The organism is Nonomuraea sp. NPDC050733 (assembly GCF_040654215.1).
GTDB lineage: Bacteria > Actinomycetota > Actinomycetes > Streptosporangiales > Streptosporangiaceae > Nonomuraea.
Genome location: NZ_JBFAHO010000003.1, coordinates 386,556 through 398,943 on the forward strand (window position 1 = coordinate 386,556; position 12,388 = coordinate 398,943).

A 12,388-nucleotide genomic window follows, 5' to 3' on the forward strand; every position below is an offset into this window, starting at 1 on the left:
CGATTCTCGCGAGTCGGAGGGGCGTACCGCAAGGGCTCGCGCCCCTCGCCTCAGCTTCGGGAAGCTCCTCGTCCGGCGGGATCGCCGCCCCACGCGTGCCCGAGATGGGCGGCCACCGCGGCCCGTGCCGCCTCCACCGGGCCGTCCGCGATCGTGTCCAGCAGCTCCCGGTGCTCGCGCACGAGCACCTCGCGGTCCTCGTAGACCTCGCGCAGCCGGACCAGCCCGAGCCGGGTCTCCGCGGCCAGCGCGCCGTACAGGCGCTCCAGGCGCGGGCTGCCCACGGCCACGATCAGCGCCTCGTGCAGCGCCATGTGCTCGGCCACGGTGTCGGACCAGGGCGCCGCGGCGGGCAGCGTGTCCATGCGGGCCAGCGCCGCGTCGGCCTCCGGGACCCGCCGCCCGGCCACGGCCGTGGCCATCAGGTCCTCCAGCGGGCGGCGCACGTACATGAGGTCGTCGAGGTCCGCCAGTGTCACCTCGGGGACGTACGCGCTGCGGTTGCGCTCGCGGCGCAGCAGGCCCTCGTGGACGAGCGCGGCCAGCGCCTCGCGGACCGTGGGCCTGGCCACGCCGTAGGCGGCGGCGATCTCCTGCTCGGGCAGCGGCGTGCCCGGCGTGATCTCACCGGACAGCACCCGGCGGCGCAGCTCGCCGGCCAGGGCGTCGACGGCGGAGACGGGTCTGAGGGGCGACGTCACGGCTGAGACTCTAACGCCCCGGCCCTCTCGGGTACGGCCGGCTCGGCCGGTCCTGGCGCGGACGACCGCTCGGGAAGGGCCACGACGACCAGGCTGACCGCCAGCAGGGCGAGTCCCGCCACCGACACCGGGGTCAGCCGCTCGTGCAGCACCACGAGGCCGAGCAGGGCGGCGACCGCGGGCTCGGCCAGGGCCAGTGTGGCGGCCGTGGCCACCGGCGTGGTGCGCAGGCCCCTGCCGTACAGGAAGTAGGACAGCCCGGTGGAGGCGAGTCCCAGGTAGAGGGCGGCGAGCAGGGCGCGCGGCTCGGCGAGCCACTCCGCGCCGCGCCAGAGCAGCACCGGCAGCATGATCACAGCCGCGCCGCCGAAGAGCACGCCCATCACCGCACCGGACGGCGCGCCCCCGGAGATGGCGCGGGCCGCGGTGACGGCGTAGAAGGCGTAGAGCAGGCCGCCCAGCAGCGCGATCAGCACCCCGGACACCATCTGGCCGCCGTGCCCGCCGGCTTCCGCGCCGCCGCCGACGATCAGTGCGGCGCACCCGGCGATCGCCGCCGCCGTGGCCACGGCCCAGCGCCCGCTCGGCCGTTCGCGGTGCAGCGCCCACGACAGCAGCCCGGTGAACACCGGCCCGCTGCCGATCGCCACCACCGTGCCGACGGCCACGCCCGTGCGGCCGACCGCCGCGAAGAAGCAGAGCTGGTACGCGGCCACCGCGGCGGCGGCGAGCAGCGTGCCGGGGCGCACGGCCCGCCGCACGCCCTTGCCCGCGAAGAGTGCGAGGGCGGCGCCGCCGATGACCAGGCGGGCCGCGGCCAGGGCGACCGAGTCGGCGGAGACGAGCAGGCCCGCGGTGCCGGCCGTGCCCCAGAGCACGGAGGCGCCCACGACCGCCAGAGGTCCGTTCTTCATACGAGCCATTGTCTGACAATCAGACAATCTCGTCCAGTCGGATCAGCCGGGAGTCACACGAGCTCGTCCAGGAGCCGGTCGATGAGACGGGCGGCGCAGGAGACCAGCTCGGCCGCGTAGTCGTCCAGGACGGCGACGCCGTCGCCGATGCTCTCCGCCGTACGGGGCGACAGGGTGAGCAGCGCCTCGTCCTCGACCGAGGCGGCGCCGTCCACCCGGAACGCCCCGTCGTCGGCGGCGATGGAGACCGTGAAGCTCACCTCGCGGCCGTCGGGCAGCGTGAACGCGGTGCCCGCTCGGGCGCCGGCGGGCGGGAAGAAGTAGGAGAAGGGCTCGCTGCGGACGAAGGGGTGACGTAACTCGGCGAGGCTCACCGCCGCCCGGCTCATGGCCGCCAGCAGACCGGCCGCCGCCAGGCTCTCGCTGTCCACCCCACGAGGGTAGATCACCCTCAGGACCACCCGCCAGCCGCCTTCCGCCGCATCTGTCCCGGCTGTCTCAGTCGGTGGCCAGGCGCGCGTGGCGCTCGACGTCGTAGCGGACCCCGTCGTACCGGAGCTTGCCCCGCTCGATCCCCTCGGCGAGGAAGCCGGCCTTGGTCGCCACCCGGCACGAGGCGGGGTTGTCGACGCGGTGCCCCAGCTCCAGCCGGAAGAGCCCCCGCTCCCGGAACGCCCACCGCGCCAGCTCCTCCACCGCCGCCGACGCGACGCCCCGGCCGCGCGCCTCGCGCACCGTCCAGTAGGAGACCCAGCCGTTGGCGTGGTCGTCGATGCGGGCGACGGCCACGTTGCCGACGACGCGCCCGTCGAGCGTCACCGCGAACGCGTGCCCCACCCCGTCCCACGCCGCGATCCACCCGAGCGCGTCCCGCACCGTCACGACCGGCCAGGGCGCCTGCCGGGACAGGTCGGGATCCTGGAAGGCGGCCAGCACGGCGGGCGCGTCGTCCTCGCGCCACTCGCGCAGCCGGATGTTCGTTATCAGCATCTATGCCAGATTATCGCCCGATCTGGTGGGCGTCCTCGAAGGCCGTCACGAGCTGCTTGGGTGCGGTCAGGCACCACGCCTCGGCGACCAGCTCGAACAGCTCGTCGTAGTCGATCCGGTCCAGCCGGATCACCACCCACCCGAACCGCCCCGCGGTGAACTGCGGCTCGAACACCTCGGGCCGCTCGGTCACCAGCGCGATCTGCTCCTCGACGGTCGCCTTGACGCCCACGGTCTCGGTCTCCTCCCACAGGTAGCCGAAGCCCTTGCCCCGGACCTTGAGGCTGACCCAGGTGGCCATGCGGTCCACGCGGACCTCGGGCAGACCCTCCACCAGCTTGAGGAACTCTTCGACGCTCACACCCATGGCCCCTGTGTACCAGCCGCCACCGACAGAACGGGTGTCCGGTTCATGACGAGATCACATCGGACAGGTGATCCACTCTCTGGTCCGCGTTTCCCCAGGTCGGCAGGGTAGAGGGCATGACGAACCCCTTCACCCGCCGTCCGGGCGGGACGCCCGGCGTCCACCTCCCGCTCGCCCTCTGTGCCGCCGCCATGGCCGTCCTCGCGCTGGCCGCCGCCGCCGGACTGGCCGTCGACGGGCGGACCGTGCTGGGCGAGCCGGTCTGGCTCAAGCCGTTCAAGTTCGCGCTGTCGTTCGCCCTGTACGCCGGGACGCTGTCCTGGATGATCGGCCAGGCCCGGCGGTGGCGGCGGACCCTGTGGTGGCTCGGCACGGTGGCCGCCGCCGGGTTCGTGCTGCCGGAGATCTCGGCCATCACGTTCCAGGCGGGGCGCGGGGTGCGCAGCCACTTCAACTTCGAGACCGGTCTCGACTCGACCGTCTTCGCCGTCATGGGCGGGGCGGCGTACCTGGGCTGGCTGATGACGTTCGCCATGGGCGTGTTCCTGCTGCTGCAGAAGCGGACCCTGGACCGGCCGATGGCCTGGGCGGTGCCGCTCGGGATCGCCGTGTCCCTGGCCGGCATGTCCGTCGGCTACCTCATGACCGCCCCGACCCCGGAGCAGGCCCAGGCCCTGGACGCCGGCCTCAAGCTGGCCACGATCGGCGCGCACAGCGTGGGCGGGCCCGACGCGGGCGCCGGGATGCCCCTGACCGGCTGGGAGACGGAGGCCGGCGACCTGCGGGTGGGCCACTTCGTCGGCCTGCACGCCCTCCAGGCGCTGCCGCTGGTCGCGGTGGGCCTGCGCCTGCTCGCCCGCCGGGTGACCGTCCTGCGCGACGTCACCGTCCGGACGGCGCTGGTCGTCGTGGCGGCCATCGGGTACGGCGGGCTCACCTGGCTGCTGGTCTGGCAGGCGCAGCGCGGCCAGCCGCTGACCAGCCCGGACGCGACGACGCTGACCGCTGCCGCGACCCTGCTCGGGGCGGTGGCGCTGGCCGCCGCCGGGGTCCTCTTCACCGCGTCGCGCCGCGCGCCGGCCCGCACACCGGTCGCCGCCACCCGATGACGTGCGCGGCCCGCGCGTCACGGCAGCAGCAGCCCCCAGTACAGCCCCCACGGAACCAGCACCAGGCCACCGGCCAGCAGCACCGCCAGCCGGACCCGCTCGCCTCCCGCGACGGCCCCGCGCCGTCGCCACCACGCCAGCCCGGTGACGGCGGCGGCCACCACACAGGCCACCGCCAGCGCCTGGAGCGCCAGCCACACCACCGGCCGGCCCGCCAGGAGCGGCCCCGGGCTCGCCAGCTTGGCCCCCGTCATCACCGCGTACATCAGGTACCCGAACGACCCGAGCACCACGGTCAGCCCGCCCGCGCCGAGCACCCGCGGCGCCGCGCCCACCGGCGTGCCGGTTCGTCCCCGGACCCGCCGGACCAGCGCCACCACCGGATACCCGGCGAACGCCACCAGCATCACCACCAGCGCCGCGAGCTGCACGTCGGCCGACTCCCACCAGTCCACCGGCGGGACCGGCACGGTCGGCACGGCCTGCACCGGCTCCGGACCCGACGAGCTCGTGGCGGGCGCCCGGCCGGAGGTCGCGTCGGCCACCCAGGAACCGACCAGGTCCGCGTAGCCGGGGGCCAGCTCGGGCAGCCGGGTGACACCGCGGTCGGGGGTCAGGTGGGCGGCGTGGTCGGCGCCGGCGAAGTACCGGACCGTGAAGTGGTCGTTGCCGCCGCGCCGCAGCGCCTCGGCGAAGCCCCGCGCGCTCTCCCGGGCCGGGGTCAGCAGGTCGTGGACGCCCCAGACGGCGAGCACCGGCTGACGCACCGCGGCGATGGTCGCGGCCGGGTCGTAGTACGGCTCGGGGAACAGGTCGCCGTCGGCCAGCACCCGGTACAGATCGGGCTCCGTGCCGTCCACCAGCCGTCCCGACATCCCGGCGGCCCTCATGCCCGCGTGCACCGCCCACGCCTGCTGGACCAGCGGCTGCTGGCTGTTGCCGCCGACGACCACGACGAACGCGACGTCCCTGGAGCGGGCGGCGGCCATCGGCGCCACCCAGCCGCCCTCGCTGAGCCCCCAGACACCCACCTTCGCCGGATCGACGCCCGGCTGCCGGCGCAGCTCCGCAACGCCCCCCAGCGCGTCCCGGGCGAGCTGCGCGTACGAGCGCTCGAACAGCGAGTAACCCACGGACCGCTTGTCGTAGACCAGCACCGACAGCCCCCTGCGGGCGAACTCGACGGCCTCGCCCATGAGCTTGGTCCGCGGCGTCCCCGTACCGGCTCCGTGAACCAGCACGATTCCCGGCCGGCCATCGCCGCCCTTGGCGGGCGACAGGACGGTGCCGTGCATGACCAGCCCCCCGTCGCCGCGGAAGCTCACCTCCACCGCCTTCAGGTCCCCGGGCACGGCCGGTGTGGGCTCGTCGTCACGTACGGCAGCCGCCGACGCGCCCGGAGCGGCGGTCAGCAGACACCACAGGAGGGCGACCAGGCCGGCCACCAGAACTCTTCTCATGTCTGCCGACAGTACTTTGCAGAGAGTTCTCGGCAAACAGTTCTCGGCAGAAATCCCTCTGCAGGACTAGACTCGTCCTCATGACGGATGAGGCCGCGACCCCCGAGTCCTTCCTCCTCGACGACCCGGCCCGGCTCAAAGCCCTGGCCCACCCCATGCGCCGCCTCATGCTGCGCCACCTCGGCGTCCACGGCCCGGCCACCTCCACCACGCTCGGCGAGCTGCTCGGCGCCAAGACCGGCACGACCAGCTACCACCTGCGTCAGCTGGAGAAGTACGGCTTCATCGAGGAGATCCCGGAGCGCTCGACCGGCAGGGAGCGCTGGTGGCGCAAGGCCCCGGCGCCGCGCGACATGCGCCTGCCCACGCCCGACCGGCTGGCGCCGGAGGACCGCCCGATCCTGGCCGAGTTCCACCGCCTCGGCCTGGAGGAGGACCTGCGCCTCCTGAAAGGTCTCCCCCACCTGTACGAGCGCGACCCGGAGCGCGTGAAGTCGTCACGGGGGCTGGGCTGGATGACGGACGAGGAGTTCGAGGCGTTCTTCGAGGCGTACATGCGGCTCCTGCTCGAGCACAGCCATCCCCGGACCGACGCCCCACCCGGCGCCCGCCCCATGTACCTCCGCCTCTACGCCTTCCCCGCCGACGACCCCGAGTAGATCCCACTGCGCCGCGTGCAGGAGCCAGTGATGCCACCGAGGCTGGGGGCTGCTTTGTGGTGTTTGTCCAGTTATGGTGACCGCAGTACAGGCGGCGTCAGGCGGGAGGACAAGCGTGCCCCTCTTCCTGGCCCGCCTGCTGGCCCGGCTCGGCATGCTCGGGCCCTGGTGGACGCCGGTGCTCGTCTTCGCGGCGGTGTTCCTGACGAGCTGGCCGCTGATGGCGCTCGCGGAGCCGGCGGGCAGCGAGATCGTGGCGCCGGCCAACTACTGGTGGTACTTCGTCGTCACCGCCTCGACCGTGGGCTACGGCGACCTGTACCCGGAGACGGCCGGCGGCCACGCGGTCGGCGTGTACGTCATCGCCGGCGGCATCGCGACCCTGACGACCGTCTTCACCAGGTTCGCGGCGGCGCTGGAACGGGCCAAGGGACGAAGGATGCGAGGTGCCGTCACCGTGGACATGTCCGGCCACATCGTGCTGCTCGGCTACACCCCCGGCCGTACCGAGCAGATGGTGGACGAGCTGACGGCCGACGGTTCGAGCCGCATCGTGCTGTGCACGTGGGACGACGTCCCGACGCACCCGATGCCGGACCGCGAGGTGACGTTCGTGCGCGGCGACCTCACCGACGACGGCGTGCTGCGCCGGGCCGGCGTCGACCGGGCGTACAGCGTGCTCGTGGACGCGCGCGACGACAACGAGGCGCTGGCGATCGCGATCACCGCCGACCACGTCGCCCATGGGGCGCACCTCGTCGTCGCGCTGCGGGACATCGGGCGGGTCCGGCAGCTCCGGTACGTCCGGGAGACGCTGCGCTGCGTCCAGTGGCACAGCCCGTACATGATCACCGAGGAGCTGCGCGACCCGGGCATCAGCGAGGTCTACACGCAGCTCATGACACACGGCGACGCCGAGACGTACTCCGTGCGGCTGCCCGAGTCCTTCGGGCCGGTGCTGGTGGACCTCTGCCAGATCTCGCTCGGCCGCCGGTGCGGCGCCACCCTGCTCGCCGCCCGGACCGGTGACGAGCTGCTGGTGAACCCCGACTGGCAGACCGAGCTGCCGGCCGGCTCCGTGCTGTACTACGTGGGCTCTCACCGCCTCACCGCGGAGGAACTCGCCACCGCCCTGCACGCGGAGGGAACGCGTACGGAGAGATGAGTATGATCGGCCCGATCTGCACCTTTTCAGGTAACCCCCCGGCGGAGGATACGTGGCCATCGACGACCCATCCGGCACGCACACCGTGCACGGCGTTCCGAGCCCGCACGGCGGCCCGGACTCTCAGGAGGCCGCTCCGCAGGCGGGCCTGACGCACGAGCGCGTGGGGATGTTCACCGACGCGGTCTTCGCCATCGCCATGACGCTGCTCGCCATCGAGCTCCCGCGCCCCGAGGGCGAGGCGGCGGAGCCGCACGGGGACCGGCTGGCCATGGCCGCCGAGCTCTGGCGGTACCTCACCGAGCATTCCGGGACGTTCCTGGCGTTCGTCATCGCGTTCATGATGTTGTGGACGGCCTGGCGGCAGCACCACCGGCTGTTCGACCGGATCACGTACCTGTCGCGCGGCATGATGCTCCTCCACCTGCCGATGCTGATCTTCGTGGCCCTGCTGCCGTACCCGACCGCGCTCGTCGGCGACAACTCCGCCAACCCGCTGTCCGTCACCCTCTTCGCCGGCTCCGAGGCGGTCCTGCTGCTGTGCCAGGCCGGTTTGATCACCTCGGCCCTGCGCGGCCCCATCAAGCCCGGCACGGACATACGTCGGCTCCGGGTCTTCGCGGTCTCCCTGTGGGCGGTCGGCGGGTTCTGGCTGCTCACGGCGGCTCTGACGTGGGTGATGGACAACGTGCCGCTGCTCTGGCTGCTGACGCCGGTGGTGGCGGTGGCCGCCGTCCGCGTCGGCCGCCGCCTCATCCCGGAGCCGGCCGGTACGGCCTGACACTCCCCCGAAGGGAGCGACATGATCCACCACGTCCAGCTCGCCTGCCCGCCCGGAAGCGAGCAGGCGCTGCGCGACTTCTACCAGGGCGTCCTCGGCCTGACCGAGCTCCCCAAGCCCCCGGTCCTGGCGGCACGTGGCGGCTGCTGGTTCCGGGGCCACGGCATCGAGCTGCACCTCGGCGTCGAGACCGACTTCCGCCCGGCCCGCAAGGCCCACCCCGGCCTGCTCGTGTCCGGCCTGGACGAGTGGGCCGCCCGCCTGCGCCGGGCCGGGTACCCGGTCACGTTCGACGACGACTTCCCCGGCATGCGGCGCTTCTACAGCGAGGACCCGCACGGCAACCGCCTGGAGTTCCTGGAGCCCCTCGGCCCATGACGCGTCCGAATCCCGCCAGCCGGGAGCCCGCGCCCCTGTGAGGATGGCGCCCATGACGCTTTCGGCTGACGATGTGACCAGCGACGACGCCTGGGCGGTGATGGAGCGCTTCTACGCCGCGGAGACCGCCTACGTGGCGGCCGGCGGGTACGGCAGGGCCCGCTACGACGAGGTCGCCGCCCACCTGGACCCCGAGGTCGTCCTGCACCAGGCGCCAGGCCTGCCCTTCACGGGGACGGGGACGTGGCGCGGCCATGACGGCATGGAGCGCTTCCTGGCGGCCTTCAGCGACGTCTGGGAGTCGATGGAGTTCCTGGAGCAGGAGCACTGGGGCGACGGGGACACGGTCGTGGTGCGCAACCGGGTGCGGTTCCGTGCCCGGGCCACGGGCCAGGACGTGGAGACGGAGATCCTGCAGCTCATCCGGGTACGGGACGGGCGCATGCTCGAATGCCGCCCCTTCTACTGGGACCCGTCGGCCATCACCCGGGCCTGCACTCCCGCCTCGCGGGTCTAACCGAGGGCCTTGCCGCGTTTCCTCCAGAGCCTGCCCGTCGCCAGGTCGAGATAGTGGACACGCTCGTTCAGAGCGTCCTGGACCAGGAAGGGGCCCTGCTTCGACCAGCCGAGGCCGGCGCCTTGTTCGCCGTCTGGCTGACCGTCGACGCGATCATCCGGCGGCTCCGGCCCCAGGGCGAGATCTCCACCGCCGCTCGCCTCGACGTGCTCCGCTGGGCCGTGGTCAGCCTGGGAGTCCTCGGCGTCCTGTCCGGCTTCGGCCACGCCGACCTGGGCTTTGTCACGCCCATCGCCTGGTTCGTCGCCGTCGTGGCCCTGATCGTGGTGCTCTACCGCGCGGCCGACCTGCCGTGGCTGGCCCCGACGGAGGAACACGCCGCGAGTTGAGACGGTCAGGCGGGCCAGGACGGTGAGCGGCCGAGGAGCGTGAGGATCTGCTCCAGGGGCTCGGCGTCGTCCTTCACCGGCAGGCCCGGCCGGAACGCCGCCCCCGGCGCCAGCCGGTTGGCCCCGTCGGGGACCGCGCGGGCGACGCGCAGCGCCGGCTCGGCCAGCTCCGCCTCCAGCTCGTACGGCCGGCCCAGCGACCGGGCCACGTCCCAGCCGTGCACCACGTAGTCGATGAGATGGAAGCCGATGGCCCGCGCGCCGGGGAACACCGCGCCGGGGCCGAACTCGGGAAGGTCGAACTCCCGCTCCAGCACACCCTCCTCGGCGAACGCGGCGAGGACGTCGCGCGCGGCCTCGGCGTACTCCGCCGACGGGTCGCCGCCGCCGGGGAAGGGGCGGACCTCCCACACCGCGAGGTCCGCGCCATGACCTCGGGCCGCGGCCGCGAAGCCGCGGTGCTGGGCCGTCATGTGGGCGAGCAGGTCGCCCAGCGTCCACTCGGCGCAGGGCGTGGGCCGGTCGAGGTCGGCCACGGTCACCCGGGACACCACCTCGACGCTGATCTCGACCGCGCGCCTGTTCAGGGCGGTGATACGGGTGGCATCGGAAGTCGTCATGGCGCAATCATAAGCATGTGCCTACTATAAGTCCATGCACATATTAAACGACGGCATATCGTTGGGGCATGGCGGAGAGCAGGGCCCCTGAGGAGACGGCGGCCGGACGTCCCGACCTCGCGGCGATGATGGCGCCCCTGAGCCGCGCCCTGGTCGCGGCCGAGCTGCCGGTCCTGCGGGCGCACGGCCTGTCCATGTGGGCGTACGTGGTCCTGCTCGCACTGAGCAGGCAGCCGGTACGGAGCCAGAGCGCGCTGGCCCAGGCCATCGGGGCGGACAAGACCCGCATCATCGGCGTGCTCGACGGCCTGCAGGAGCGCGGGCTCATCGAGCGGCGGGCCGACCCGGCCGACCGGCGTACACACCTGCTGTCGCTCACCGCCGAAGGCCGGCGCGTCCGCGACGCCGCCCAGGCGGGCATCCAGCGGCAGGAGGACCGGCTCCTGGCGCGCCTGCCCGCCGAGGACCGCGACGCCTTCCTGCGCGCGCTCCAGACGCTGTCCGCACTGCCCCGCGAGGAGATCGTCGGGAACGGCGCCCGCCGCCCCCGAAGATCCCGTTAGTCAGGACCGGGGGATGCCGGACTCGGCGCGGTCGGCGTCGATGAGGTCGGTGAGCAGGGCGACGACGGCGGCGGCGAGGTCCCGCAGGGCGCCGTCCGGGGTGGCCGGCTCGCTCTCGAACGCCTGCCGGACGGTGCGCGCCAGCAGGTCCGCCCGCTACTCCAGGCCCTCAGCCGGGGCACTCGCCTCGCCCTGCAGGAAGCCCTCGAATGTCGCCTGGTAGGCGTAGCCGACCTCGTCGGCGTCCATGTCGGCGCGGAGCAGGCCGCACTCCGACAGCAGCTTGAAGTAGCCGCGGGCCATCGCGGCGTGCCGGTCGTCGCGGGCGGCGTCACGCGAGGTAGCCAGCTTGCCGAGCAGGTCGGGGGTCCCAGCGAGTCCTCCTTCGACGCCCTCCGGCGCGACTGCCGCCAGGCAGCCGGTTCCCCGCCGTTCACCCTGCAACTGTGGCTGAACGCCGACACCGACGTCCTGACCACGATCTCCGTCACCGGCGGCACGACCCTGATCGAGTGGGATCTGGACGGGCTCACCACGGACGAGGCCGGCCACGCGGTGGCCGCGATCCTCTGGGCGGCCGTCACGGACACCGCTTCTCTGGGGTTGGTCGTGGAGATCGCGCGGCACTCGTGGCTGCCCGCGGCCGGTGCCCGGCATCACTGCTGCTACCTTGAGGCCCTTTGGTCCCGTAGTGGTTAGAGGTACGGAAAGTGCGAAGGTACGGCTGGACGATCAGTGGCGTCATGGCAGGGTGTCTGCTCACAGCATGCTCCGCCCTCCCGGGCATGGGCGCAAAGGCGGGCCCCGCGGCCGGCACCCCGGGCACACCGAGTGCGAGCAGTTCCCCGACGCCCGCTCGCGCCGTCTCGGACCAGGAGGCCGCCTCGGTCCTCGCCGACTACGTGAAACGCAACAACGCCGCCAACAAGGCCCGGAGCGCCAAGCTCCTGGCGGAGTACGAAGGCGGCTCCAGCTTCACCATTGACAAGGCGAGCTACGCCTCCAGCCGCATCCTGTACAAGACCACCAAGTCCAAGCCGTTCGGCTACACGAAGCCCGTCTTCCAGGCGCCGGCCGCCGCGCAGAAGCCCTGGTTCCTGGCCACGGCGCACTGGCAGCGCAAGCCGACGACCGCGAAGGAGCCGACGTACCTGCTCTTCGCCCGGCAGGGGGACGGCTGGCGGCAGATGTACTCCCCCGACACCTTCGAGGGCACCACCGCCGAGCAACTGCCGGCGATCTCCGTGAACGCCGCGGGCCTCGCCAAGGAGGTCGGCCCCGCTGACGGGACCGGCCTGATGATGTCACCGGCCGATTTCGCGAGGAAGTACGCCTCCCACCTGGCCGGCAGGGGCACCGCCGCCGACAAGAGCCTCTTCGCCGCCGACAACCTCACCACCAGCGCCGCGAAGACCCGCCTGCGGATGAACCCGTACGCGCACATCACCACCAAGGCCCGCCCGGCCACCCGCTACCCGACGTACACGCTGCGCACCAGCGACGGCGGGGCACTGACCTTCACCACGATCGAGCGCACCATCCGCTACGACGTACGGCCGAGCCCGCAGCGCAACTACGTCCTCCAGAAGGACAGCGGCTTCCTGCGCGACAAGTACTACACGTACATGGAGGTCACCGACCTGTTCCAGGTGGCGGCCCACATCCCGCCGAAGAAGGCCGAGCCGGACCAGGTCAAGGTGGTCGCCTCGTACTCCGGCCTCGTGGCGGGCAGTGGCCGCTGACCTCCGCTCATACGGCGATGTCCAGGCCGGCCC

Annotated in this window: 18 protein-coding genes; 10 read left to right on the top strand and 8 right to left on the bottom strand. The window is 72.9% G+C overall.

Going from position 1 to position 12,388, the window contains the following annotated elements:
* Nucleotides 1–50: 50 nt before the first annotated feature.
* The 5 genes from AB0H64_RS08575 to AB0H64_RS08595 form a co-directional block, all read right to left on the bottom strand.
* On the bottom strand, nt 51–701 hold the full coding sequence (locus tag AB0H64_RS08575) for a GntR family transcriptional regulator (protein ID WP_357621673.1): 651 nt from the start codon (nt 699–701) through the stop codon (nt 51–53).
* Complete coding sequence (locus AB0H64_RS08580) at nt 698–1,615, bottom strand: EamA family transporter (RefSeq protein ID WP_357621676.1); 918 nt, start codon at nt 1,613–1,615, stop codon at nt 698–700. The genes AB0H64_RS08575 and AB0H64_RS08580 overlap by 4 nt, the downstream gene beginning before the upstream one ends.
* A gap of 53 nt (nt 1,616–1,668) precedes the next feature.
* Nucleotides 1,669–2,046: a hypothetical protein gene (locus AB0H64_RS08585; RefSeq protein WP_357621678.1), complete on the bottom strand. Its 378-nt coding sequence runs from the start codon at nt 2,044–2,046 to the stop codon at nt 1,669–1,671.
* Between the two features lie 67 nt (nt 2,047–2,113).
* Nucleotides 2,114–2,605, bottom strand: coding sequence for a GNAT family protein (locus tag AB0H64_RS08590; protein ID WP_357621681.1), 492 nt, complete (start codon nt 2,603–2,605; stop codon nt 2,114–2,116).
* Between the two features lie 10 nt (nt 2,606–2,615).
* Nucleotides 2,616–2,972 carry an MmcQ/YjbR family DNA-binding protein gene (locus AB0H64_RS08595; RefSeq protein WP_357621684.1) on the bottom strand — a complete coding sequence of 119 codons (357 nt, stop codon included), beginning with the start codon at nt 2,970–2,972 and terminating at the stop codon, nt 2,616–2,618.
* 116 nt (nt 2,973–3,088) lie between these two features.
* Here AB0H64_RS08595 and AB0H64_RS08600 point away from each other — a divergent pair, with 116 nt between their 5' ends.
* Entirely contained in the window at nt 3,089–4,081 is a 993-nt protein-coding gene (locus AB0H64_RS08600; protein ID WP_357621686.1) for a hypothetical protein, read from the top strand.
* Nucleotides 4,082–4,098: 17 nt separating this feature from the next.
* Here the strand turns inward: AB0H64_RS08600 and AB0H64_RS08605 are convergent, their stop codons facing one another.
* Nucleotides 4,099–5,541, bottom strand: a complete 1,443-nt coding sequence (locus tag AB0H64_RS08605) for a prolyl oligopeptidase family serine peptidase (RefSeq protein ID WP_357621689.1) — start codon at nt 5,539–5,541, stop codon at nt 4,099–4,101.
* Nucleotides 5,542–5,621: 80 nt separating this feature from the next.
* Between AB0H64_RS08605 and AB0H64_RS08610 the strand changes: the two genes are divergently transcribed.
* The 6 genes from AB0H64_RS08610 to AB0H64_RS08635 all read left to right on the top strand — a co-directional run bounded on the left by AB0H64_RS08610 (nt 5,622) and on the right by AB0H64_RS08635 (nt 9,430).
* Nucleotides 5,622–6,200, top strand: coding sequence for a helix-turn-helix domain-containing protein (locus AB0H64_RS08610; RefSeq protein ID WP_357621692.1), 579 nt, complete (start codon nt 5,622–5,624; stop codon nt 6,198–6,200).
* A 115-nt stretch (nt 6,201–6,315) separates the two neighbouring features.
* Nucleotides 6,316–7,365 (top strand): ion channel, encoded by a 1,050-nt coding sequence (locus AB0H64_RS08615; RefSeq protein WP_357621695.1) that lies wholly within the window; start codon nt 6,316–6,318, stop codon nt 7,363–7,365.
* Between the two features lie 52 nt (nt 7,366–7,417).
* Nucleotides 7,418–8,146: a TMEM175 family protein gene (locus tag AB0H64_RS08620; protein WP_357621697.1), complete on the top strand. Its 729-nt coding sequence runs from the start codon at nt 7,418–7,420 to the stop codon at nt 8,144–8,146.
* Nucleotides 8,147–8,167: 21 nt separating this feature from the next.
* Nucleotides 8,168–8,524 (top strand): VOC family protein, encoded by a 357-nt coding sequence (locus AB0H64_RS08625; protein WP_357621700.1) that lies wholly within the window; start codon nt 8,168–8,170, stop codon nt 8,522–8,524.
* Between the two features lie 52 nt (nt 8,525–8,576).
* The gene (locus AB0H64_RS08630) at nt 8,577–9,041 is read left to right on the top strand and encodes a nuclear transport factor 2 family protein (protein WP_357621704.1); all 465 of its coding nucleotides are present in this window, start codon (nt 8,577–8,579) and stop codon (nt 9,039–9,041) included.
* Nucleotides 9,042–9,094: 53 nt separating this feature from the next.
* Entirely contained in the window at nt 9,095–9,430 is a 336-nt protein-coding gene (locus AB0H64_RS08635) for a hypothetical protein (RefSeq protein WP_357621707.1), read from the top strand.
* Nucleotides 9,431–9,435: 5 nt separating this feature from the next.
* Here the strand turns inward: AB0H64_RS08635 and AB0H64_RS08640 are convergent, their stop codons facing one another.
* On the bottom strand, nt 9,436–10,050 hold the full coding sequence (locus AB0H64_RS08640; protein WP_357621710.1) for a TIGR03086 family metal-binding protein: 615 nt from the start codon (nt 10,048–10,050) through the stop codon (nt 9,436–9,438).
* A gap of 68 nt (nt 10,051–10,118) precedes the next feature.
* On the opposite strand from AB0H64_RS08640, the gene AB0H64_RS08645 reads away from it, so the two are divergent.
* Entirely contained in the window at nt 10,119–10,613 is a 495-nt protein-coding gene (locus tag AB0H64_RS08645) for a MarR family transcriptional regulator (RefSeq protein ID WP_357621713.1), read from the top strand.
* 156 nt (nt 10,614–10,769) lie between these two features.
* Here the strand turns inward: AB0H64_RS08645 and AB0H64_RS08650 are convergent, their stop codons facing one another.
* Nucleotides 10,770–10,916, bottom strand: coding sequence for a hypothetical protein (locus AB0H64_RS08650; protein WP_357621715.1), 147 nt, complete (start codon nt 10,914–10,916; stop codon nt 10,770–10,772).
* 6 nt (nt 10,917–10,922) lie between these two features.
* Here AB0H64_RS08650 and AB0H64_RS08655 point away from each other — a divergent pair, with 6 nt between their 5' ends.
* Both AB0H64_RS08655 and AB0H64_RS08660 read left to right on the top strand, forming a co-directional pair.
* Nucleotides 10,923–11,312 (top strand): hypothetical protein, encoded by a 390-nt coding sequence (locus tag AB0H64_RS08655; protein ID WP_357621718.1) that lies wholly within the window; start codon nt 10,923–10,925, stop codon nt 11,310–11,312.
* 86 nt (nt 11,313–11,398) lie between these two features.
* Nucleotides 11,399–12,355: a hypothetical protein gene (locus AB0H64_RS08660; protein WP_357621721.1), complete on the top strand. Its 957-nt coding sequence runs from the start codon at nt 11,399–11,401 to the stop codon at nt 12,353–12,355.
* The last annotated feature ends 33 nt before the right edge of the window (nt 12,356–12,388 follow it).

Excerpts from the sequence above, each read along its gene's own strand:
- AB0H64_RS08630 (WP_357621704.1), top strand. The coding sequence starts at position 8,577 with ATGACGCTTTCGGCTGACGATGTGACCAGCGACGACGCCTGGGCGGTG.
- AB0H64_RS08595 (WP_357621684.1), bottom strand. The coding sequence starts at position 2,972 with ATGGGTGTGAGCGTCGAAGAGTTCCTCAAGCTGGTGGAGGGTCTGCCC.
- AB0H64_RS08605 (WP_357621689.1), bottom strand. The coding sequence starts at position 5,541 with ATGAGAAGAGTTCTGGTGGCCGGCCTGGTCGCCCTCCTGTGGTGTCTG.
- AB0H64_RS08640 (WP_357621710.1), bottom strand. The coding sequence starts at position 10,050 with ATGACGACTTCCGATGCCACCCGTATCACCGCCCTGAACAGGCGCGCG.
- AB0H64_RS08580 (WP_357621676.1), bottom strand. The coding sequence starts at position 1,615 with ATGAAGAACGGACCTCTGGCGGTCGTGGGCGCCTCCGTGCTCTGGGGC.
- AB0H64_RS08590 (WP_357621681.1), bottom strand. The coding sequence starts at position 2,605 with ATGCTGATAACGAACATCCGGCTGCGCGAGTGGCGCGAGGACGACGCG.
- AB0H64_RS08660 (WP_357621721.1), top strand. The coding sequence starts at position 11,399 with ATGGGCGCAAAGGCGGGCCCCGCGGCCGGCACCCCGGGCACACCGAGT.
- AB0H64_RS08645 (WP_357621713.1), top strand. The coding sequence starts at position 10,119 with ATGGCGGAGAGCAGGGCCCCTGAGGAGACGGCGGCCGGACGTCCCGAC.
- AB0H64_RS08610 (WP_357621692.1), top strand. The coding sequence starts at position 5,622 with ATGACGGATGAGGCCGCGACCCCCGAGTCCTTCCTCCTCGACGACCCG.
- AB0H64_RS08625 (WP_357621700.1), top strand. The coding sequence starts at position 8,168 with ATGATCCACCACGTCCAGCTCGCCTGCCCGCCCGGAAGCGAGCAGGCG.
- AB0H64_RS08600 (WP_357621686.1), top strand. The coding sequence starts at position 3,089 with ATGACGAACCCCTTCACCCGCCGTCCGGGCGGGACGCCCGGCGTCCAC.
- AB0H64_RS08650 (WP_357621715.1), bottom strand. The coding sequence starts at position 10,916 with ATGGCCCGCGGCTACTTCAAGCTGCTGTCGGAGTGCGGCCTGCTCCGC.